Annotated in this window: 20 protein-coding genes; 4 read left to right on the top strand and 16 right to left on the bottom strand. The window is 52.0% G+C overall.

Annotated elements, in window-relative coordinates:
* Positions 1-28: 28 nt before the first annotated feature.
* The 10 genes from K0T92_RS06910 to K0T92_RS06865 all read right to left on the bottom strand — a co-directional run bounded on the left by K0T92_RS06910 (position 29) and on the right by K0T92_RS06865 (position 9,091).
* On the bottom strand, positions 29-289 hold the full coding sequence (locus K0T92_RS06910) for a Spo0E family sporulation regulatory protein-aspartic acid phosphatase (protein ID WP_219871709.1): 261 nt from the start codon (positions 287-289) through the stop codon (positions 29-31).
* A gap of 112 nt (positions 290-401) precedes the next feature.
* A complete protein-coding gene (locus K0T92_RS06905; protein ID WP_219871708.1) occupies positions 402-1,619 on the bottom strand; it encodes an aminotransferase class I/II-fold pyridoxal phosphate-dependent enzyme in 1,218 nt (405 codons plus the stop codon).
* A gap of 12 nt (positions 1,620-1,631) precedes the next feature.
* Positions 1,632-2,123 carry an Lrp/AsnC family transcriptional regulator gene (locus tag K0T92_RS06900; RefSeq protein ID WP_219871707.1) on the bottom strand — a complete coding sequence of 164 codons (492 nt, stop codon included), beginning with the start codon at positions 2,121-2,123 and terminating at the stop codon, positions 1,632-1,634.
* Positions 2,124-2,448: 325 nt separating this feature from the next.
* Positions 2,449-4,416: a PA14 domain-containing protein gene (locus K0T92_RS06895; protein WP_219871706.1), complete on the bottom strand. Its 1,968-nt coding sequence runs from the start codon at positions 4,414-4,416 to the stop codon at positions 2,449-2,451.
* A gap of 632 nt (positions 4,417-5,048) precedes the next feature.
* Positions 5,049-5,480, bottom strand: coding sequence for a spore coat protein (locus K0T92_RS06890; RefSeq protein WP_219871896.1), 432 nt, complete (start codon positions 5,478-5,480; stop codon positions 5,049-5,051).
* A 179-nt stretch (positions 5,481-5,659) separates the two neighbouring features.
* The gene (locus tag K0T92_RS06885) at positions 5,660-5,884 is read right to left on the bottom strand and encodes a hypothetical protein (protein WP_219871705.1); all 225 of its coding nucleotides are present in this window, start codon (positions 5,882-5,884) and stop codon (positions 5,660-5,662) included.
* 117 nt (positions 5,885-6,001) lie between these two features.
* Entirely contained in the window at positions 6,002-6,667 is a 666-nt protein-coding gene (locus tag K0T92_RS06880; RefSeq protein ID WP_219871704.1) for a DUF2642 domain-containing protein, read from the bottom strand.
* 16 nt (positions 6,668-6,683) lie between these two features.
* A complete protein-coding gene (locus K0T92_RS06875) occupies positions 6,684-7,997 on the bottom strand; it encodes an ArsB/NhaD family transporter (RefSeq protein WP_219871703.1) in 1,314 nt (437 codons plus the stop codon).
* On the bottom strand, positions 7,990-8,208 hold the full coding sequence (locus K0T92_RS06870) for a hypothetical protein (RefSeq protein ID WP_219871702.1): 219 nt from the start codon (positions 8,206-8,208) through the stop codon (positions 7,990-7,992). Before K0T92_RS06870 ends, K0T92_RS06875 begins: the two co-directional genes overlap by 8 nt.
* Before the next feature lie 85 nt (positions 8,209-8,293).
* Positions 8,294-9,091 (bottom strand): YuzF family protein, encoded by a 798-nt coding sequence (locus K0T92_RS06865; RefSeq protein ID WP_219871701.1) that lies wholly within the window; start codon positions 9,089-9,091, stop codon positions 8,294-8,296.
* A gap of 381 nt (positions 9,092-9,472) precedes the next feature.
* Here K0T92_RS06865 and K0T92_RS06860 point away from each other — a divergent pair, with 381 nt between their 5' ends.
* On the top strand, positions 9,473-10,546 hold the full coding sequence (locus K0T92_RS06860) for a CotH kinase family protein (RefSeq protein WP_219871700.1): 1,074 nt from the start codon (positions 9,473-9,475) through the stop codon (positions 10,544-10,546).
* On the opposite strand, the gene cysK is transcribed toward K0T92_RS06860, so the two are convergent.
* From cysK to K0T92_RS06835, 5 genes are all read right to left on the bottom strand, one after another.
* Positions 10,543-11,460 (bottom strand): cysteine synthase A, encoded by a 918-nt coding sequence (cysK, locus tag K0T92_RS06855; RefSeq protein ID WP_219871699.1) that lies wholly within the window; start codon positions 11,458-11,460, stop codon positions 10,543-10,545. The two genes, K0T92_RS06860 and cysK, sit on opposite strands and share 4 nt — an antisense overlap.
* A 54-nt stretch (positions 11,461-11,514) precedes the next feature.
* A complete protein-coding gene (locus K0T92_RS06850) occupies positions 11,515-12,822 on the bottom strand; it encodes an MFS transporter (RefSeq protein ID WP_246627942.1) in 1,308 nt (435 codons plus the stop codon).
* A 121-nt stretch (positions 12,823-12,943) separates the two neighbouring features.
* Positions 12,944-13,495: a hypothetical protein gene (locus K0T92_RS06845; RefSeq protein WP_219871698.1), complete on the bottom strand. Its 552-nt coding sequence runs from the start codon at positions 13,493-13,495 to the stop codon at positions 12,944-12,946.
* 137 nt (positions 13,496-13,632) lie between these two features.
* On the bottom strand, positions 13,633-14,055 hold the full coding sequence (locus K0T92_RS06840) for a DUF350 domain-containing protein (RefSeq protein WP_219871697.1): 423 nt from the start codon (positions 14,053-14,055) through the stop codon (positions 13,633-13,635).
* Between the two features lie 25 nt (positions 14,056-14,080).
* The gene (locus K0T92_RS06835; protein WP_219871696.1) at positions 14,081-16,450 is read right to left on the bottom strand and encodes an endonuclease MutS2; all 2,370 of its coding nucleotides are present in this window, start codon (positions 16,448-16,450) and stop codon (positions 14,081-14,083) included.
* A gap of 226 nt (positions 16,451-16,676) precedes the next feature.
* Between K0T92_RS06835 and K0T92_RS06830 the strand changes: the two genes are divergently transcribed.
* From K0T92_RS06830 to K0T92_RS06820, 3 genes are all read left to right on the top strand, one after another.
* Entirely contained in the window at positions 16,677-17,039 is a 363-nt protein-coding gene (locus tag K0T92_RS06830; RefSeq protein ID WP_219871695.1) for a phage holin family protein, read from the top strand.
* A 205-nt stretch (positions 17,040-17,244) separates the two neighbouring features.
* A complete protein-coding gene (locus K0T92_RS06825; RefSeq protein WP_246627941.1) occupies positions 17,245-17,625 on the top strand; it encodes a cupredoxin domain-containing protein in 381 nt (126 codons plus the stop codon).
* A 269-nt stretch (positions 17,626-17,894) separates the two neighbouring features.
* Positions 17,895-18,578 (top strand): SDR family NAD(P)-dependent oxidoreductase, encoded by a 684-nt coding sequence (locus K0T92_RS06820; protein ID WP_219871694.1) that lies wholly within the window; start codon positions 17,895-17,897, stop codon positions 18,576-18,578.
* Positions 18,579-19,065: 487 nt separating this feature from the next.
* On the opposite strand, the gene K0T92_RS06815 is transcribed toward K0T92_RS06820, so the two are convergent.
* Positions 19,066-22,920, bottom strand: coding sequence for a hypothetical protein (locus K0T92_RS06815; protein WP_219871693.1), 3,855 nt, complete (start codon positions 22,918-22,920; stop codon positions 19,066-19,068).
* Positions 22,921-23,195 lie beyond the last annotated feature (275 nt).

Here is a 23,195-nt window from a genome sequence, read left to right as displayed (position 1 = left end):
GAAGAAGCCCCTTCTCAGGGACTCCTCATCAAGCATCCGAATATTCCGATTTGGTCTTTCGATGCATATAGTTCATATACTCATTGATTTTCACATCGAGCTTTCGGCTGAGGTCAATGACAATGTCGGAACTGAACGACGCTTCCTCCATGTACGATTGTTCCATCTTAATACGCAATGTATGAATCTCATCTTCCAATATCCTAATGGATGAAGACAACTGCTTTGCTGAAATGGTGTTCGGCTCTTCCCGAGACGTCCGACCATTATCCGCATAAGCCACTGTCATCCCTCCTCGTCAAATTCAGCCAATCATAAATATACAATTGTGCCAATAGATTTATTATAAAGATTTGCTAAAATTATTATAGCAAACAATAACAAATCTGAATATATCTTTTTCATTCCCCTTTTAGTTTCCGTACAAAAGCGCCCATTCGCTCAATCGCTTCCGTCAATTGCGAAACGGATGTTGCATAGGAACAGCGCAGATAGCCTTCGCCCCCAAGTCCGAATACGTCGCCCGGAACTGCTGCCACGCTATGCTCATTCAACAAGCGGGTTGCAAATTGATCCGAGCTTAGCCCTGTGGATTTGATGGATGGAAAAGCATAAAATGCCCCTTGCGGCTCATGGCATTCCAGTCCGATCTCACGGAATCCGCTCACAACCAATCTCCGCCGCTGATTATACGACTCCACCATTCTGTCCTTTTCTTCCAGACCGTTGCGGAGTGCTTCAAGTGCCGCCACTTGCCCCATAACCGGTGCGCACATGACCGTAAATTGGTGAATTTTAAGCATCGCAGCGATCAAATCCTCGTGACCGCATGCATAGCCCATTCGCCATCCTGTCATTGCAAAAGCTTTGGAGAAGCCGCTAACGAGAATCGTCCGATCCTTCATGCCCGGTATGGATGCGAAGCTTACGTGCTTGTCACCGTAGGACAGCTCGGCATAGATCTCGTCAGAAATAACGATCAGATCGTTCTCTTCCACGATCTTCGCGATCGGCAGCCAATCCTCGTAGGACATCGTGCCCCCTGTCGGATTGCTTGGATAACATAATACGAGCACTTTGGAGCGTGGTGTAATGGCCGCCTTTAATGTCTCTGCTTTCAGTTTGAAGTTGTCCTTCGAGAAAGTCTCCACACCTACAGCAACACCGCCGCTCAATGCTGTAATGGGGGAGTAGGAGATATAGCAAGGCTCGGGAATAAGAATTTCATCGCCCGGTGTAATGAGTGCGCGAAGCGCGAGATCAATCGCTTCACTGCCCCCGACCGTTACGAGAATTTCTTTGGCAGGATCATAGGTCACGTCAAAGTTATTGTGCAGATAGAGGCCGATTTCCTCGCGCAGCTCCGGCATGCCCGCATTGGATGTATACTGCGTCTTCCCCATCTCCAGCGAGTACACGCAGGCTTCCCGGACATGCCAAGGCGTCACGAAATCAGGCTCGCCCACACCGAGTGTAATAATATCTTTGCGTCCGCTTGCCAAATCAAAGAATTTACGAATTCCGGACGGTTTAATCGCTCTCGCCTTAGGCGAAAGATATTCCGCCATAGATTGGCGCCGGTTCGATATTTCAGGCTGCTTTTCTTCGTCTTTAATCATTGTAATCACCCTTTACGGCGAGACAAGAAGACGGTGGTCGTCTTCATTCTCTTCGAAAATAATGCCGTCCTGCTTATATTTTTTCAAGATAAAAAAGGTTTTCGTTGAAAGTACGGCGTCAATCGGGGACAATTTATTCGAGACAAAGGAGGCAACATCCTTCAATGTTTTTCCTTGTACTTCTACTAGCAGATCGTAAGCGCCGGACATCAGATAGACCGACTTCACTTCCGGATACAAATAAATCCGTTCCGCAATACCCTCAAAGCCGCGGCCGCGTTCAGGCGTAATCTGAACCTCGATAAGCGCGGTCACCTTCTCGTCATCCACCTTGCTCCAATTCACAACGGTCGCATACTTAACGATGACATGATCCTGCTCCATCTCTGCGATCGACTGCTTCACTTCCGCCACCGGGGCATCCAGCATTGTACCTATCAGCTCCGCGCTAAGCCGCGCATCCTCCTTCAGCAATTCCAGTATTTTCATCTTGAGTTCCGTCATCGTCAAGCCCTCCTCGATAATCATTGCGAAATCAAGCTCTTTCCGCCTTTAGTTATAGACACTATATTACAACGAATCCAAGCTTCCTGCAAAGCGGAAAAGAAGGGAGGGAGTGGCCCTTGACAGATTCAATCAAGTCGGCTTCACCTCCCGCTGCAGCAGCGTCTTCCGCCACTGACTCCTGCCTTTCCTTTCCGAACAAAAATCAGCCTGCTGAGTAATCTCAACAGACTGATTAGAAGAGCCGATCCGGTTGCTGCTTCTGAGTTGGTCACCTTGCAGGAAGCACCGCTAGCAGATGCCTCCATTTCCCACTTGCGAAAGTCTATTCGTACAGTCGAATCTCCGCCACCTGCAGAAGGCTTCCGCTGTTGTTGGTGAAGTCAAATTTGTAGTACTTATAGGCAGTCGTATTGCTGAACGTATAAGTGTTCGTTTGGTAACGGTTCAGGAAATCCTCGTTGCTGCGCGTATCGACCGTTGTCCAACTGGTCCCGTCATTGGAGCCTGACAGCGTCCAAGCCAGCGGGTCCCGATCCGGCTCATCGTTCGCAGCGCTGATCTTATACGATGTAACGGCATGGGCATCCGTACCGGCGAATTGGTATTGAATCCAACCAGTGCTGTTCACCAACAGCCACTTGGTGACCTCACTATGATCGAAGGCCTGCTCCTTCTGCTCGCCAGCCGGACTATTCGTACCGCTTGCCGTAATCGTCCCCCCGACTGTAAGGCCTCTCGGCGGCTGGGTTGCATTCAGGAACGGGCTGTACTGCAGCTTGACCGTACTGACAGGATCCCACTCGGGCAGCTCGTTCTCGGCGAATACATATCCATTGCCATCCTTCAGGAGGAAGAAGCGGTGCAGCCAGTCAAAGCCGCGCCACATAATGGAATTGCTGCCGCCCTCATGCGGCAGGCCTAGTGCATGGCCGAGCTCATGAAGCGCTGCGCCATAACCGATCGAGATTGCCTTCTGCACTGTTGTGGCAGGCTCTCCGACAAAATCGGGATCCACCGCGCTCAGGTCGGCAAACCTGCTCAGTACCTCGGTTTCGTTGTTCGGGAACAGCCATACCGTTGACCCGCCAAACACGCCGTAATCGCCGCCGCCAAGCGCAATGTGCGCATACATGTAGTCGATATTGGCATCATATTTGCTGAAGCCGACAAAGGTCAGATTTTTACTGGAAGAGTTAGGGTATTGCTGAGGGATCAAGGATGCTACTTCACCATACAGGTCATTCTTGTTATAAGTGGTATTGTGATAGTAGGAGAGTGGATGCGTACTTGCAAGGATATGCACAGCAACTTTGCCTGTCGTCTGATTCATCTCCAGATTGATGGTCTTGCGCCCATAGCCCTGCTTGTTCATGGAATCCGCCGTGAACGACTGGATTACTTTAGCATAGGTGCTAAGCTTATCCGCATAGTTTTGCGGATCGTTGGTATACTGAGTCTGATAAGCGGTGTTCAGATCACTCGGGACGTACCAGAAGATGCGGGTCACCGCGTTTGACGTAGCGGGCTCGTAGTTCACTTTGAAATTAATCTGCTCAGTGCCGCTCTGAAGCACCAGATTGTTCTCTCCCGGAACCAGATCGGCGAACACCTTGAATCTCCCCTGATGAACCTGGGCCTGCATCACATTGGTGCTTCGGCTTGAGGAAGTATTGGTTAGTGTTAGAGAGGTTGCGCTCGTATCCGTCAGCGTTCCCCGAATAAGCGGCAGCGCGTAGTTGATCGTCTCACTATTCGTAAAGTTAGTGACCGCGATCCCTGGCTCGGGATAAAGCTTCGTTTGGGGCACGATGCTCTTCGCAACCGACGGGCTGCTCCAATACAGCTTGGCTATCGCATCGAAGCCGTTGTCATAATACTCCAGCTTGATCGCATACTTCTGCCCTGCAGTAAGCGATATGGTGCCGCTATGCTCGGTAGACGCCTGGTCGATCCACTGGTCAACGACCAGTTGATTGTTGACCCACAGGCGCACGCCGTCATCCGTATCCGTCGTAAACGTGTAGGTCTCGCTATATTCCGGCTTGATCTCCCCTATCCATCGGACTGAGAAAGTATCCGTTCCTACACCGGTGCCGGGAGAGCCGCTTCCCCAGTTGAAGTTGACCGTTGCATCCGTGCGCTTGAACTTGAAGTTAGTGAAATCCTGATTATCGTAATAATAGCCGGTTAAGCCTGTACCATCATTCGCATAAGCAGAGGACAACGGCAATACGGTTGTGATGAACAAGACCAACATTATACTTAAAGCTGCCATCTTGCCAAATCTCATCAATTCCCTCACTCCCTAATTTTGAGTTTCGACTGCTTTTTGAAGAAGCTCTCAGCTCGATCGGCGCACACCTTCACCCTCCTAAACATGGCTAGCACATGGTTAGGCCGGCTCGGTACTTCCGCGCAAATCTATGAAGATATTTCCTCCCCTAGAATGTAGTCCCATCTCTCAAAACTGTCAATCTATATTTATTCTTAATAATATTGGCTGCCAGTCCAATAGCATTCAAAAGCAACCTATAGTAACCGTCCCACTTCGATAGCCAGCGATGATTTCAGCACGACAGGTAGTGCAAGAATCCTGCGTAAGTACAGGAATTCTGATTGAATAAGGCCTCAGGTGGCAGAAAGCCTGCGAGAATGCAGGAATTGAAAGCGGAAATGCCCGATAGAAGGAAAATACGGAGAATTTCCTGCGCTTTGGCAGGTATTCGGTGTTCAGTAGACCAGAACTCGAAAATGCCTGCACTTTGGCAGGCATTCAAATAGTAGAAGAAAAAATTGTAAAGCTGCTCGCCAGATTGGGTAGACTTCGCGTTCAAGTTGGCCTTCAGCTTAAAAAAGACTGTCGAGACTTTCTCGACAGTCTGAGAAGCAAGGAAAGAGTAGTTCCTTGCCGCTTCTATGGCACTACATATAAAATTGGTTCTGGTTTTGCTGATGAGTCGGGACTTGGGGCTGTATGTACTGCCCTTGTGATGGCTGCTGTTGCTGCTGGTTGTACTGTGCGCCGAATGAAGCTTGCTGCCTCAAACCGAGCTGCTGCAAATGCTGCTCCGCTTGTTGGACCACCTGCTGGTGCTCCTTGATCTGCTTGTCCACTTCCTGTCGCAGCGCCGGGGATGCCACACTATACATATTCTGCTGCTGCATCGCGTTGAACAAATTCCCCTGCATACGCAAAGTATTATTCATTAAATTGGTGAACATCTGGCGGGTTTGAGGACAGCTGGATTCCGTAGCTGCAGTAGCGTATTCACGCACGACCCGTTTCAAATCTGCTAGAACAGTGTACGCCATATCCTTCTCCGGCATTAGCGTCTGCATTGAAATGGCTTGCATATGCTGTTGCTGTTGTTGATGCACGTTCATGACCTCCTAAAAGTTTTCTGCGTTACTTCCTGAGCAGCTTCTATGCGTGCAGAAAACTGCCTCGTAAGCATACGCTTTGTTTTCTGCGTTGCTTCATGAATCAGCTTCTGCGCAAGCAGAAAACTGCCGCGTAAGCATACGCCTGTAGTTTAGTTCTGCGGCTGTGTCGGAGCAAGCTGCTGATGCTGTTGAAGTGAGTTCAACAGGGTGTGCATATGCTGCTCATGCATGCTGATCATTTGTCCGCATACTTGTTTCAATGCCGGGCTGCTGCCTGCTGCTACGACAACAGCGCACTGCTTCATCAGCAAATCCTCATTGGAAATAGAATCAACGACATATTCCAATTCTTTGGCGGTAATTGGCTGCATCATTCGGGGAAATCCCTCCTTTTTTCCAATCTAAGTAACCTTCCGTAGTATGTCCTTCGGGTTCTGTTCCTATGTATTCGAGATGCTTCCTTGTGAGGGAAGATCTCGGAGAGGCGTGAATCATGGCAGATGTACCGTCTTCACATGATCAAAATGGAGAAATACCGGATTGCCGCCTGCTGTGGACAGCTCGACCATATTCTGATCGATGCTTTTGAGCACCCCGATTTTGTTCGGATTCTCGCCCAGATCAAGAATAACGAATTCTCCGGTCAGCTTGCGCAGCTGTTGGTCAAACGTTCGTGCCAATGTCATGGGAGACGGCTTTAATGGGAATTGTTCCGGTGTGAGGGTGTACGGTGTAACATTGGGGCTGTATGGGATCAAATATTTGAGATGATGCAGCGAGACGACAACGGTGTGATAAACAGGCGAGTAGAAGACAAAGAAATCATTCATTACACTGGTCAAATAGCCATGGATCGATTGATTGCCCGTAATATACAGTTCGGAGAACATTCCCTTGGCATTCATCAGCATCTTTCGGTACGAAATGGGTTCATTCTGATGCTCGAATGGCAATTCAGGCACGTTGATTTCCTGGAAATCTTGTGTTGCAAGCCGCATCTGCTGCAGATGAATCAAAGGCACGTACAGAAATTGCAACCCATTATGAAGGACTAGAATATCCTGTCCCCAGTCAATAAGCTTGCCGCGAATTAGTGCTGCTTTTCCTGAAATCTCGATTTCAATATACTGATTCAGCAAAGGATGATTATTTTTCATACGATCGCCCCTCCTTTCATCCAATTATTCGCGTCCATGCATAAAGACTAAGAAGGCTAATGAGCAGTCCTGCCGGAATAATGACTACTGTCACTTTCATGTAATCCTTCCATGAAAGCTGAACGTCATGCTGCCGCAATATGAACAACCAGATCAGCGATGCCAATGTCCCTATAGGCGTAATAAGCGCACCTACATCGCTTCCCAATATGTTGGCTAAGTAAGCGAGCTGCAATGTTTGCGGTTCAAGATTCATTTGCGTCAGCGATAACGTACCGATCAATGCTGCAGGAAGATTGTTCAGGAAATTAGACAAGATTGTCAGCAGCCCACCCGACACGACTACTGCGGACAGATCGTTGGAGGACATCATCGCCGAGAGCCCCAGAGCGATATAACGGGTTATTCCGATCCCCTGCAAGCCGTCTACAATCACATAAATACTGAACGCAAACAAGAGAATGGACCAAGGGGCCAGGAATACTAAATCCTTAGGTCCGCGGCCAGTCTTCCACCATCGAACCAGAAGCATGAGCAGAACGCCGACTATTGCAATCCATTCCATCGCCACCCCAAAGCTGGATCCAATAAAGAACCCAGCCCGTGTGGCAACGACAATGATCATGCAAATCCGAAACAGCGACCAATCGACCGGAATATGATAAGAAGCGGGGGACATCCCATCGGAAGTGGATATATGCGAGGGCAGTTGTTTATGATAGAAGACATAGAGCATGAAAGCAATAGAGACGATTCCGACCATGGCGGGAATAAACAGCAGTTCAGCATAAGCATTGAGATTCATTCCGGCGATTCGCAGCGTCAGAAGTGTAGACAGATGACTGGCACCGATAGGGGCGCTTGCCGCTATTGCAATTAACGCCCCGCTTATAAGGTAGGGAAGCTGTTGGTAGATTCGAAGCCGCAGCATGCTGACGATTTGGAGTATAATCGGCGTCGTAATAAGAATGCTGGCATAATCATTAAAGAATAGAGTCATTAGGAAGCAGAGGCAGATGACGCCTACGAACAATCGAACTCCGGAGCCCCGGGCATACGTAATGACATTAATTGACGCCCAACGGAAAAAGCCGATATTGTCCAATATCATAGCCATGATTAAGGTACACAGTACAGTAACGGCAGATCCGCTAACCCTATTCACAATAGAACCAAGTTCAGAGAGCGGCACAATGCCTGCGAGCAGTAATACAGCAGCACCTATTGCAGCAGGGACAGCTTCGTTAATTCCTTTGGGGCGCCATATGATGCTGGCTATTGTAAGCAGGAATACGAGAATGACCAGCAGTGGTTCGGCAGCTTCAGCCATGGTGATGCGCCTCGCCTCGGAGCTGAAGCTCGAAAGCGTAAGCATCCGCTGCGGCTGATTGTGCCGGCGCAGCCTGTGCAGGCTCAAGCTGGCCCGCCACTGCGCTGTCATGGACACGGGCATGTTGATGCAGTTGCTTTGTCGAAGACACAGGAGCAAGGAGAAGGTATAGTAGTATGCTGGATAGCAGAATAACCAAGGTGATTATCATCGATCTCCCCCCTTATCAGAGCAGATTCGGCAGCTCCGCCGGGGCTTTAGGAAATGCTCTCATACCCTGTCTGCCCCGGCAGCGATCAGCCTTTATTCCCTGCTTTGCGGGAGAACCGTTTGACGATCCGTTTCGTTCCTGCATGCGTCTTTTCGGAAGTTTCGAAATGCGCTTTGCCTGATCTGCAGCTCTTGTGGCCCTTCGTTTTATGGCCATGTGTTTTATGACCATGCGTGCGGTCACCTTTAGTACGGTCACCCTTGGTGCAATCGCCTTGCGTACGGCCGCCATGACTTGCATATTTGCCAGTTTGCTTCACTGTCTTGATATGGTAGATCGGAATTTGCAGCAAGTCTTGACCATCTACCAGCAGCAAGGATTCCCCGCCAACCTCTGCGATAAAGCCTTCTACTTTCTCTGGTCCGCCCCAGTTGATTTGTACGAATTTCTTCGTCAACTTGCGAAGCACACCGACGAAGCTGTCTGCAACGATATATTTTGGCGTCCATCCTTTCGTTTTATGGCTAGGAAGCTCAGTAATGCTCTTCACATGGCTTCCGTTAATATAAACGACGCCTTCTTTGGTCTGCAGGACAACATAGTCGTGCTGCACTGCTATTAATTTGCCTTCCAGCGATTCCGGGCCGCCACGGTTGATCTTGACATATTTGCCGATAAGACTTTTCAGATAGCTTCCCTTCTTGTGCTTGTCATGCTTGTCATGCTTGTCGTGCTTGTCACTTCTATCTCCTCTAGTAGGAGCTGTTTCTGCTGGGCCCCAAGGTTTATGGTCGTGTTTGTTCTCACCGCCCATATAGTTATACGGTCTGTAGCCAGTACCGTACCTGCTCCAAGATTTGTTGCTTCTGTGGCAATTATTCATACAAAATCCCTCCGTAAAATAATAGTAAACATACCGGCAACAGGACGACCGTTTACCATCCGATTGCGACTACCACGAATACGGTTCATCATTCTACCTTCGACATTCATCCCTCCATTACTTGCCCCGGTGAAATCTATCATGGGAGTTGATTTGTAATATATCTATATGTATCCCGTAGCCAAGCGGTACTAGTTTAGCATCTATTTTCTATGAGAATACGCGCCGACCCAGCATCATTGCTAGATTCACCGAACAGCTTGCACCTCATTCTAATAAGTCCCATTTTCGGGCAGTGACCGTTGGAACTGCCGGCGCATAGTGTACATAAGCAAGAGCCTATGCCCAGAATTGGCTGGTTTGGAGTAAGGAGATGATCTTATGTCTGAAGAGGGACTGCCGACTCATAAAATTACGATTAATGACGCTGATATGCAGCAGTTGCTTGATAATGTGTGGAGCAATGAATTCGCGCCAGTGAAGCTTGAGCTGGGTGGCAAGACATATGATGCCAAGCTGCGGATCAGAGGCGGGCATACACGCAATTACCAGAAGAAATCCTATGAAATACGGTATGGCAATGGTCAAATTCTCCACTGGAATGCAGAATTCGACGACCCTTCCATGATCCGTAACGCACTTTCATTTTATTTCTTCAATACGATCAATGTACCGTCGCCGAGAACCCGTCATATATGGCTTGAATGGAATGGCCAGCCTCACGGAGTTTATCTGGAGATAGAGTCTGTAGACCTTAACTTTTTCGCACGAAGAAAAATTGGCGCTCGTTCCCTTACGTATGCGGTAAACGACAACGCCAACTTCAGCATGATCGATTGTGACACCGAGCAGACAAAGACCAATTTATTCTCCGGCTATCGATTAATGTGCGGCACGAATTATTCCAGGCTGAAGCTGGTCCGTTTCATTCGAGGAATTAACCGGCCTGCCGGTTGGCCGCTGCGGGTCTATCTGGCAAGAAGGCTGGATGTAAGACAGTACCTGAAGTGGCTTGCGGGGGCTGTGCTGACGGGGAATTATGACGGGTTTGAACAAAATTATGCGCTGTATGAACATAAAGCCACCCGAAAATATCGTATTATTCCATGGGATTATGAAGGTACTTGGGGAAGGAACTGCTACGGCAGATTGTGCAGCAGTGGTCTTGTTGACATTAAAGGCTACAACACGCTGACAAGCAAAGTGCTTGCGTTCAGAGTCTGCCGTATTATGTACCGCAATTTGCTTCGCAGGCTGCTTGCCCGCAAATTTACATGGGAGGCCATTGAACCGGCTGTCAATGCGATGTATGCGAAGCTTACGCCTGCGATTCAGGATGATTTTACGAGGAAATGGCCGTTCGAAGTGTTCCAGCAGGAGCCGGAAATAATTCGGAATTATATTAAAGAACGGCGGGCGATCATTAGAGAAGAACTGCGGCAATGGAGAAACTAAAAAATATCCATACTTAAATATCGTTCTCCACTGTCCGGCGCAATGCACAGAACCCGGCGTCCTTCGCCCAGGCCTTGTGCGATATTCAGGGCAGCCCATACCGCTGCACCCGAAGATGGACCGAGCAGAAGCCCTTCCTGCCTGGCCAGCCTGCGCATCGTCTCAAGCGCATCATCGTCAGCTACCTTAACGATTTGGTCATAGATCGCCGTGTTCAGAATAGCGGGCACGAAACCCGGACTCGTACCGACAAGCTTATGCGGCCCCGGCTGGCCGCCGGATAGTACCGGTGATCCAAGCGGTTCCACCACAGCAATATGCAGATGAGGCAGCGCCGCCTTCAAGGTCTCCCCCGTTCCGGTGATGGTGCCTCCTGTTCCCGCTGTTGCTACAAAGGCATCAAGCCTGCCCTCTGTCTGCTCCAGAATTTCACGCGCTGTCGTGCCGCGATGAGCATCGGGATTGGCGTTATTCTCGAACTGATTGGGGATATAGCTGCCTTCCCTTTCACTTTGCAGCTCCAGCGCCTTGCGAAGAGCACCCGACATCCGCTCCCTGGCTGGAGTCAGCACGACTTCAGCGCCGTACGCCTTGAGCAGGCCGATCCGTTCCTTGGTCATGTTGTCCGGCATAACAAGAATTAGTTTGTATCCTTTGGCAGCAGCGTTCATTGCAAGGCCTATGCCTGTATTGCCGCTCGTCGGTTCAATGATTGTCCCGCCCTTGCGTATAAGCCCGCGCCGCTCACCATCCGCTATAAGCGCAGAAGCGGCGCGGTCCTTCACACTTCCGCTCGGATTGAATCGCTCCAGCTTAACGAGCACCTCCGCAGAGCCGGGCTGAACGAGCCGCCGCAAAGCAACAACAGGTGTATGACCGATCAGATCCGTGATGCTATGAACAACTTTCCCCATCGACCGCACTCCTCGCTATAAAATTTCTATTCTATAAATATCGCGCTTGATTAGCTATCTGGATGGATTGCCCTCACTTACATAATGCCTCATGAACAGCCAGCCGATAATTGGGGACGAGCCGACCGCCAGCATAAGCCACGGCACAGTCTGTGGATAGGTTGTCACGAATGGCAGTACGAGCAAATAAGCAGATATGCCGATAATTCGTCCGCCAGTAAGCGCTATTTCCCTAAGTACGATAAACTCTTCCCGCCGCTCCGCGCTCTCTTTATCATGGCCAATAAGGTCAAACACCGCTGATGTCATCGGTATAATATATAGCGGTATGAATAGCGATGTCCCAATGCCAAAGAGCAGCAGCGTCATAAAGCGCAGCGGCCAGAACAATGGAATAATAACGGCCGCAAGAGCAAGGGAGCCAGCCAGCATAGCGATTCTCCGTCTACCCGGTGTCAAATATTTGCCTATGAGCCAGAAGCTGACGAGTGCGACCAGCGAGGTGACAAGTGAGAAATTCCCGATCTTCTGCTCGTTGCCAGTCGCCATATAGATCAGCAGGCCGATAAAAAACATAAACACGCCCTCACGCACGCCCTGAGCGGCAATTCCCGGAACGACGCGGCGCCACGGACTGCCCGCCTTGCGAAGCTGGCGAAAGCCGTGAAACCAGTCGTAGTCGCCGCCTGTCTGTCGTTTCTTGAGCCAGAAGCTCAGAATAACGGCGATAACAAAGATAACAGCCGATACGGTAAAAATAATCGCATAGCCGCGCTCTCCTTCATTGCGCGCAATGAGCATCCCTGATATCCATGGCGCAAATATGCCCGCACCTGATCCCAGCAAACCTGCCCAGCCGTTGAATCGATCCCGGTTGTCCGGCTCCGTGATTTCGAAGTAGACGACATTGAAGGAAAGCCAGAACAGTCCCAGCGCAATGCCGTTAAGCACGGCTATGGCGATTGCGTAGGAGATCGCAGAGCTGCCAAGCAGCAGCACGGTACAATAAAAAACCCCCGACAGCGCAACGCCGAGCCGGAGGCTGTTCATACCATTATGCTCCTTTACCCATTTTCCCGCAATCCAGAAAATCAGGCCGCTGACAGCATATTGAGTGAAGTTAAACCAACCGATCAAAGCTAAGGACCTGCTGGCCTTCCATAAGTAAACTCCGATGAAGGTGCCGGACAGCGCATTAGCGATACCGAACAGTCCCTGAACTGCCAGCAGCAGGATCGACTGGCTGTCAAGCCTGCCTTTGTCCCCTTTGCGCCCGGAGGCTCCGAACGACTCTGTCCGAAGCGCCGTCCCCTTGATCGAAGCATGCCAACGCGGCCGCACACCCTGCTTGCCTTGCCCCAAGCCAATCCCTCCTGCCCGTATTCTTTGGTAGAACCCTCGTGGTAAGGTTCCCCCAAAGCGGCAGCGGCATGCTTGTCATCCGTTATTTCCTTTATCCGCTAGCGGATGAGATGCGGCAGCATCAATCATTGCCCTTCCCATCAGCCGCTTCCGTCAACAGCTGGACAAGACGCTCCTGATCCGGTGTAGCCAGCTTGTTCTCTGTGCGGAAACAGGAAGGACACACATACCAGACCACCTGGAAAGGCGCGGGAAGTATTGGAGCAGACAATGCAGCGGGTACTACAGGCTCGAAGCTGGAGGAAGTCACCGTCTGCTTGCCGGCTTCCAGCATATACTCCCGGCAGGAAGGACATTCAGGCGCTTCCACCTGCTCGTCAATAATTTGCTCAACGGTCTCCTCGAATGCCAGATGCTCGCGTGAATATTGAATGAACTCGGAGAGATCATCCTCTTCCGGATTAAGACCGTCCAAGGATCCTCCCCGCCAGTCCTCCTGTTCCTGATTATGGCCGGCAGGCTCACCCAGCTCCTCTTCATCCTCCAGTCCAAGCTGAAGCGTCCGGTAGCCGGATAACTCATTCTCGCAGTGCGGGCAATGCCGCTCGGGACCGATCTCCTCATCCCATACAATTTCAGTCTGACACCAAGGACATATGGCATGCTCTTCCATCGGTATCCCCTCCTTTATCCTCTACATAATAATTAAATAAATGACTCCGAGTACAACAAACAATGCGGCAAGCGCGAATAAAATTCCCCACAAATACTTCATGTCAGTTAACCCTTTCCCTCTTCAGACAGGATGAATTATGCAACAATCGTCGCACCGATTACATAGGACAAGGACACGGAGATAATCATCGCAATGAAGCCAACTGCGCGATTATCCTTCTCGATCTCTTCATCGATCCGAAATACCGGCGTAAGAAATTCGAACAGAAAATAGGCGCAAATAAGAATCAAAAAACCGAACGTCGCCCAAATCATACTTTGGTAAACGGAGTCCGTAGCCTCAATCGAGAAGCGGAAAAGGTTGCAGATCCCGAATATTTTGCCTCCGGTCGCCATAGCAACAGCAAGATTGCCCTTCTTAATCTCTGCCCAGCATTTGTAGCGGGTAACAAACTCGAAGAAATACAGAAACACTATGAGCGCCAGCACCGTTACAGATACAAAAGCGAGTGAGGCCGCATAAGGATTGCTCAGCAGCTTATCGACTTCGGTCTCCATTCCGCACTCTCCTCCACCATGATGGTCACTTCAGCTCGGCAACGGTTACTCCTGTACCGCCTTCGCCATAATTGCCGATTCTGTAGCTTTTCACATGCTTATGCCGACGAAGAAACTCACTGATGCCTGTTCTTAGTACGCCCGTTCCTTTGCCATGAATAATATAAACCTGGCCTAAGCCTGCAAGGAACGATTCATCAAGAAAACGATCGACCTCCAGGAACGCCTCTTCGAGATTGGCTCCGCGCAGGTCCAGCTCCATCTTGACATTCTCGTCTCTGGTCCGTTTAAGGCTGGCTGCTTGCTTGGGCTGCTGCTGTGACTTAACAGCCTCAGCGCCCTTGATCAGCTCCAGATCGCTGATTGCCACCTTCATCTTCAGAATGCCCAGCTGCACAAGCGCATCATTGCCGCTTCGCTCCACAACATGGCCGCGTTGATTCAAACTGTAGACCATCACTTCATCTCCCGGCTCAATCCGCTGCGGCTTGGCACTCTTCGCCTTGCCGGATTTCGCCGGCTTATGCAGCTCGGGAGCAGCCTCGTCGAGCTTGCGGCGTGCTTCAATGAGCTTATGCTCCTTGACGGATGCGCCTTCCTCCAATGCCAGCTTGCGCAAATCCGCAATAATTTGCTCCGCTTCGCGCTTGGCCTTTGCAACCGCTTCTCTGGCCTCCTCCTGCGCCTTGGCAAGCAGCTTGTCGCGCTGCTCTTCGAAGCGCGTTCGCTCACGCTCATGCTGCGCGCGCTGCTCTTCCATTTCCTTGCGAAGCGCTGCGGCAGTATGGCGTTCAGCTTCTGCACCGAGCCGATCCTCCTCCAGAGAGGCGATCATCGTCTCAACGCGCATGTCCTCCTCGCTTACTTCGCCACGCGCATGGTCAATAATGGCACGCTGCAGCCCAAGCCGCTCGGCGATCGCGAACGCATTGCTGCGCCCCGGGACGCCGACAAGCAGGCGATATGTCGGGCTAAGTGTAGCCACATCAAACTCCATGCTGGCGTTGATAACGCCTTTACGGTTATAAGCATATGCTTTCAATTCGCTGTAATGAGTCGTCGCGATGATCCGGCAGCCCATTTTGTGCATATGCTCAAGGATGGCAATCGCCAGTGCCGAGCCCTCAGCCGGATCAGTTCCAGCGCCAAGCTCATCAAGCAGAACGAGACTTTTGGGCGACATCGTCTTCAGAATGCGAATAATATTGGTCAGATGGCTGGAGAAGGTACTTAAATTCTGTTCAATGCTCTGCTCATCGCCAATATCTGCATAGATCGCATCAAATACGCACAGCTGGCTGCCATCCTCCGCCGGAACGAACATTCCTGACATGGCCATCAGGCTCAGCAGGCCGATTGTTTTCAACGAAACCGTCTTGCCGCCCGTATTGGGCCCCGTCACAATAATGGCCGTATAATCATTGCCCAGCTCTACATCTATCGGCACGACCTTCTCCTGGGCCAGAAGCGGGTGGCGGCCCTTGCGCAGCTTCAAGTAACCACGGTCATTCATTCTCGGCATTGCAGCATGCATTGCATGCGCGAGCCGCGCCTTGGCGAAGGCAAAATCCAGCTTGCCCAGCAGATCCAGATCCAGCAGAAGATCATCCACATATTGGGCTGTCTCTGCAGTCAGCTTCTGCAATATTTTCTCAATCTCGCGCGTCTCGGACAGCCTTGATTCACGCAGCTTATTGTTCAAAGTAACGATGGCTTCCGGCTCGATGAATAACGTCGCGCCAGATCCCGATTGATCGTGTACGATTCCTCCAAAATGCGAGCGGTATTCCTGCTTGACCGGAATAACATAACGATCATTGCGTATAGTAACAATCGCATCCTGCAGCATTTTCTGCACAGAGGACGAGCGGATCATCCCCTCCAGCTTCTCGCGGATACGCGACTCGCCACCCCGGATCTCGCGCCGGATGGTTGCCAGCTCGGCACTTGCGCTGTCCATTACCTCGCTTTGATCGTCGATACAGGCAAGGATAGCGTCTTCAAGCGGCTTATGCTCGGTAAGCTGCTCTGCAAGCGCAGCCAGCAGCGGAATGGCATCATCCCCATGCAGCTGGATAATATGGCGCTTCACACGCCGCGATCCTCTCACGGTCTCCGCGATTTCGAGCAGCTCGGAAGGATTGAGCGTGCCGCCGATACGAGAGCGCAGCAATGAGGCGCGTATATCGACGATTCCGCCGAACGGCGCATGCCCCTTCAGTCGTTCCGCCTTGAAAGCTTCGTCTGTCGCTTGAAGCGATTGCTTGACGATGTCCAGATCCGGGACTGGACGCAGGGCTTCTGCAACTGCTTTGCCAAGTGATGTTGCTGCATGCTGAGTCAATTTATATACAATTTTGGAATATTCAAGTGTATGTAGTATCTTATCGTCCAAACCAAGTACAACCCCTCTCGTTCCTTATTATATCCGAAGCTGACAGTGTATGCCATGACGTAAGCTACCATGCATGACTCTTCGCTGCAAGGTAACAATAAGTGTTGCATCCGAACAATATTTTGCCGCATTTGCGGATGCTCCCGTTGAAGCTTGGCTTTGAGCACACACAGCCGCTGCCGGGTGATGTCCGCAGAAAATTTCCACACAATAAGGAGGCTGCAACATGAACTTTCTAGGCCACGTCGTTCGATTTGTCGTGTCAGCGATTGTGCTCATGATTGTCGGTTTTATCGTTCCCCAATTCAGTGTTGGCGGATTCTGGAGCGCATTGTTCCTTGCGCTTGTTATCGCCGCATTAGGGTGGATTATTGAAGGGATCTTCGGCAAGCATGTTTCGCCTTTCGGCCGGGGTATTGTCGGCTTCCTGGCGAGCGCAGCTGTCATCTGGATCGCTCAATTTATTGTCGGCGGCGTATCGGTTACAGTGCTTGGCGCTATCCTGGCCGCGCTGGTCATCGGTATCATCGACCTGTTCATCCCAGTCAGCACACCGTATGAGGCCGGACGAAGCCAGCGCGATCATTAATTAAGTTGCTTCAACAGAGACCGGGTTGTGCGGGGCATAACATCCTGCTGACCCGGTTTTCCTCATTCTACATAAGAGGTGAAAGTTGTCAATTGTTCATGGAATGTTCATCTGCTATTCATTAGATCGACACTGTAATTGAATTGAATAAGCGCTATAATAATACCAATGCGAATTTAAATAACAACTCAGTGGAGGGTTCTGCATGTTGAAAAAAATGTTATTACTGTCAGTAATCGCTGCTTTCATGATCATTATGGCGGCTTGCGGCTCCAATAGCGATAGCGCGGCTAATGGCGGCGTTGAAGAAACCGGTGCTGCTGCTACTTCGGAGGTCGTCATTAAAGCTTCCAATTGGAAATTCGACCAGCCGGAGTATAGAGTCAAGAAAGGCGAGCCTACCAAAATTACACTGCAATCCGAAGAAGGCTCCCATGGTATCGCCAGCTCGGATATCGATTTCAAAATTTCCGGCAATGATTCCAAAGTATTGACCTTTAACAACGCCGGCGAGTTTGAAATTCACTGCAATGTATTATGTGGTACAGGCCATTCCCAAATGATCGCCAAGATTATCGTTGAATAACGGATTGGCGTTCAACCAACCTGCCAAAGACCGCTTCAGACGTCTCGCCAGAGATATCAGAAGCGGTTTTTTCTCATTCGATTCATTACAATAATTAATGGATCCTATCATTCCCTGTGATGAAGGCGTGAATTTGCCGTCTTATCTGCCCTTTTTCCCCCACACTTATGAATAGCATAAAAAAGACTTATAGCTCTGCCCCTTCCCGCTCGCTGGCCTTCTTGCTAAGATGAATGAAACTTAACTTGAATCGGATGGAGGCTGGTACAATGGGGATTTTGAAGGGACAGGTCGCTGTCATTAGCGGCGCGGGAACGGGATTGGGAAGAGCGGCGGCAATCGCTTTTGCACAGGAAGGCGCGAATGTCGTGCTGCTGGGAAGACGCCAGCATAAGCTCGATGAAACAGCTTCATTAATAAGCCAAGCTGGCCCGGGTACAGCGAGAACGCTTGTTGTGCCTACCGATGTTTCCGATGAGGAGCAGGTCATCCATGCGGTTGAAGCGGCTTTGCACGAATTTGGCCGTCTGGATATCGTCATTAACAATGCGGCCGTATTCGAGCCCGGAGAAGTGATCGAGCTGACCCGCTCAGAATGGGAACGGCAAATAGCCGTCAATCTGACAGGGCCTTTCCTGCTGACCAAAGCTGCGCTTCCGTCCATGCGCAAAGCGCATTTTGGCAGAATCATCAATATCACTTCAGGACTTGCGCCCAACGGCGCCGGAGGCTACGCAGCATACAGCGCTGCCAAGGCAGGATTGGAATCGTTGACCCGAACAGTAGCAGACGAGGAGAATGAGCATGGTATTCTTGTCAATCTGTTCAACCCCGGCACGCTCAAGACCGAAATGCATGCCACAGGCAAAGAGCCCGAAGTTGTCACGCCCGACCTGCTCCGGCTTGCAACCTTGCCGCCTGGCGGCCCAAGCGGAACATTAGTTACGTATTAGCCGAGAAGCTCGGGTTGAAGAAAGAACCTTGAATCCAGCGGATGGAGCGGCTTCAAGTTCTGGGCAGGCCTAAGGGGCAAGCCTAAGGTAGAGGCGCACGAAGTATAACGGCCTCGCCTGTCTAATGGTAAGCCCGCGACGGCTTCATCTCAGTAGGTAGAGAAGGATGACGGCGAGGGTTACTTTTCTCGGCAGGTGGAGAAAGAAGCCTGCAAAAGCGCAGGAATTCCGGTAAAAAAAACCGTAGATGGTAAAATGCCTGCGATAATGCATGAATATGAAGCGGAATTGGCCGATTGAAGGGAAATAAGACAGAATGCCTGCACTTTGGCAGGCATTCTGTCTTCATCAGGCGGGAACGGGGGAAGAACCTGCATTTCTGCAGGAATGTGCATCGTTCACAGAAACTATCCCCCGTCCAACCTCGAATCCATAAGAGTGGTATCGAGGTTCTTTTTTTTTGAAATGCGGTTACCGTTGCTGAAAGCTAGCTTTTCTCGATCAGTTCAATCCATTCATTAAACTCGGTTTGCAGTTTCGAGTATTCGATTTTCAATTTATTATGTTCGGTTTGCAGCTGATCGTGGAGGTTCTTCAGTTCGCTCTCAGAGTTGTCGGCATCAGCAAGCACCGATTCAAGCTCTGCCAGACGCTCGCCAAGCTGATGAGCCCGATTGCGGGCAGTCCTTGCTTCCTCTTCACTTTGCTGCAGACGCTCCTGCAATTCGGATTCCGATTCCGCATGAGCTGCAGCCTGCTGCTTCGCTAATTCGATTTCTTGCACCGCTGCATGAAGCCGATCTCCAGCCTTGGCGGCTTCCGATGCCTCTTGCTGTGCTTCTTGCGCTATTGCTGAGGCCAGTTCTTCTGCTGCATGAAGCTTGCTGCGAAGCTCCTCCTCGCGGGCGTTCAATTGCTGCAGCTCCCTCTGTGTCTCGTCTCGCTCTCTAATAAGCTCTTCGTGGAACTGTTCAGCTTGCTCCGCTTGCTGCCGCTGTTCCTCCAAATGATTGCGCAATTGGATAATGAGCTGCTCCTGCTGCTTCGCTGTCTGTTCATGGCGTTGTTCCTTCTGATGCCATTCTTCAAGCAGCTGCTGCAGTTCTTTGAGAGATTTCTCACGATCCGAGAGTTCCTGTTCCAGACTGTCTACCGTTGTACGGAGGGACTCTTCCTGTTCAGCCGCTTCCATTAATATCCGGTCGGCTGCTAGCTGCTGTTCTTCAAGAACTCTCTTCGATTCATCTCTGAGGCGGCGATGTTCTTCCAACTGGGCGGCATTTCGTTCATTCTCTTCACGCCACTTCAGTTCACGGGTCTCGAACTCCTCTCGCTCAGCTTGCAAGAGCTTGTCTGCTTCCGTCTTCAGGTTCTTCTCGGATGCTTCATGCTCAGCTGCAAGCTTAGCCGCTAACGCTACTGCATGATCTTCGCCCTCACGCAGCGCCTGCTCCAGCATGGCGTGGGCAATTTCCCTCTCCTGCTCTAGCTCTGCCGCCGCTTGTCTCCGTTGTTGCTCCAGCTTCAAGCGGCTTGCTTCGCGTTCGCCTGCGAGTTGTTCTTCCAGCTCCCTGCGCAGTCGTTCCAACTGAGCCTTTATCTCTTCATTCTCGCTCACGAGATGCTGCTCCGCCGCTTCGAGTGCGGCCTGCGCTGCTTCACGCTCACTGGCAAGCTTGCGCTCCGCATCCGCTTGCAGCCTCTCCGCTTCATCCATTGCTACCATTAGCTGCTCTTCCAGATCAGCACGCAGCGCTTCGCGCTGACGCCCCGCATCCGCTTGTGCAAGCTCGAGTGCTGCTTGTGCTGCTTCGCGCTCCTTCGCTCGTTGCTGCTCTAATTCTTCACGCAGTATCTCACGTTCCAGCTCCGCATCTGACGCTGCTGCTGCCAACTGCTGCTCTAGCTGCACTCGCAGAGCGTCACGTTCTCGCTCCGCCTCTGCTCGCACCTGCTCCAGATCCGCCTGCGATGCTTCGCGCTCGTTGGCACGCTGCTGCTCCAATTCCTCACGCAGTATCTCACGTTCCAGCTCCGCATCTGACGCTGCTGCTGCCAACTGCTGCTCTAGCTGCACTCGCAGAGCGTCACGTTCTCGCTCCGCCTCTGCTCGCACCTGCTCCAGCTCCGTTTGTGCTGCTTCGCGCTCCTTCTCACGCTGCTGCTCCAATTCTTCTCGCAGCATCTCGCGTTCCAATTTCGCATCTGACGCTGCTGCTGCCAGCTGCTGCTCGGCTTCCGCTCGCACTCGCTTCAACTCCGCTTGCGACGACTCGCGCTCCTTCGCTCGCTGCTGCTCCAATTCCTCTCGCAGCATCTCGAGTTCCAGTTCCGCTTCTGACGCTGCTGCTGCCAGCTGCTGCTCGGCTTCCGCTCGCACTCGCTCCAGTTCCGCTTGCGACAACTCGCGATCCTTCGCTCGCTGTTGTTCCAATTCCTCTCGCAGCATCTCGCGTCCCAGTTCCGCTTCTGACGCTGCTGCTGCCAGCTGCTGCTCGGCTTCCGCATGCACTCGCTCCAGCTCTGCCTGCGATAACTCGCGCTCCTTCGCTCGCTGCTGCTCCAATTCCTCACGCAACATCTCGCGTTCTAGTTCCGCTTCTGACGCCGCTTCTGCCAACTGCTGCTCCTGCTTCATTCGCAGCGCTTCCCGCTCTCGCTCACCTTCCGCACGCAGTCGCTCCAGCTCCGCTTGCGACTCCTCACGCTCCTTCGCTCGCTGCTGCTCCAATTCCTCACGCAGCATCTCGCGTTCTAGTTCCGCATCTGACGCCGCTTCTGCCAACTGCTGCTCCTGCTTCACTCGCAGCGCTTCCCGCTCTCGCTCCAGCTCCGCCCGCGCTTCCTCGCGCTGCTGCTCACCTTCCGCACGCACTCGCTCCAGCTCCGCTTGCGACTCCTCGCGCTCCTTCGCCCGCTGCTGCTCCAATTCCTCACGCAGCATCTCGCGTTCTAGTTCCGCATCTGACGCCGCTTCTGCCAACTGCTGCTCCTGCTTCACTCGAAGCGCTTCCCGCTCTCGCTCACCTTCCGCTCGCACTCGCTCCAGCTCCGCTTGCGACTCCTCGCGCTCCTTCGCCCGCTGCTGCTCCAATTCCTCACGCAGCATCTCGCGTTCCAGTTCCGCATCTGACGCTGCTACAGCCAGCCGCTGCTCACCTTCCGCACGAACCCGCCCCAGCTCCGCCCGCGACTCCTCGCGCTGCTGCTCACCTTCCGCTCGCACTCGCTCCAGCTCCGCCTGCGACTCCTCGCGCTGCTGCTCACCTTCCGCTCGCACTCGCTCCAGCTCCACCCGCGACTCCTCGCGCTGCTGCTCACCTTCCGCACGCACTCGCTCCAGCTCCGCCCGCGCTTCCTCGCGCTGCTGCTCACCTTCCGCTCGCACTCGCTCCAGCTCCACCCGCGACTCCTCGCGCTGCTGCTCACCTTCCGCACGAACCCGCTCCAGCTCCGCCCGCGACTCCTCGCGCTCCTTCGCCCGCTGCTGCTCCAATTCCTCACGCAACATCTCGCGTTCCAGTTCCGCATCTGACGCTGCTACAGCCAGCTGCTGCTCACCTTCCGCACGAACCCGCTCCAGCTCCGCCTGCGACTCCTCGCGCTGCTGCTCACCTTCCGCACGCACCTGCTCCAGCTCCGCCTGCAACTCCTCGCGCTGCTGCTCACCTTCCGCACGCACCTGCTCCAGCTCCGCCTGCAACTCCTCGCGCTGCTTCGCGAGCTGCTGCTCTGCCTCCGCTTGCTGCCGCTCCGCTTTCGCTTTCGCCGCTTCGCGCTCCCGCTCGATCTCCGCTCTGGCGGAATCGCGCTGCTGCTGCAGCTGTCCTTGCAGCTCGGCACGAACCCGCTCCAGCTCCTCAAGCGCTTCCATCGCCTCCTGATCCCGCAGCTCCTGCAGCTCGGCACGCTCTGCGCTCCAGGCTTGCTTCGAACGGGCCAGCTCTTCGCCCGCAGCTTGCCGCTCGCTCTCCCGCTCCGCTTTCAAATTAGACAGCTGCAGCGCAAACTCCTCGCGCTGTGTCGCGAGCTGATCACGAACCGACGCCAATGCCAGCTTCGCTTGCTCCAGCTCTGCAACGGCCGCCTGACGGCGCTCCTCCGTCTCATTCATCTTTTCATTGTCTGCGCGAAGCCGGAACACCTCTTCCGCCATATGTACAGCTGCCAGCATGGCGATCTTAGGCAGATCGAGTCTCGGGTATCCTTTGGCAATCTTATGCATATTCTCATCAACTAAAGCCGAAATCCGCTTAATGTAATCCGGGTTGTTATTGCCCGTCAATCTAAATTGGTTACCATATATGTCAACCGTCACGCGTGTACGCTGGGGTGCATTCATCGAAAAATTTCCTCCTAAAAAGTTTTGCAAGGCAAAACTCATTTCATAAGCAATCTCTAGAGCTTTGCGAACCAAAACTCACTGCTTCCAATCCCGTCCATACGAATTCAAGCTATCAGATTCAAGTACCCCGATATAAGTCGATATAAGTCGATATAAGTGTTGCCTCAATGCGATCGTTCATAAATCCCTATAATAAGTCAAAAAGAAACGGCTTCCGCCGCATCTGCCGGCAGAGCATGTTTCTCTTCTTAAGACCAATCAAACCCAAACAA

The organism is Paenibacillus oenotherae (assembly GCF_019443105.1).
Taxonomy (GTDB): domain Bacteria; phylum Bacillota; class Bacilli; order Paenibacillales; family Paenibacillaceae; genus Paenibacillus_Z; species Paenibacillus_Z oenotherae.
This window is presented reverse-complemented; position numbering and strand designations above follow the sequence as displayed.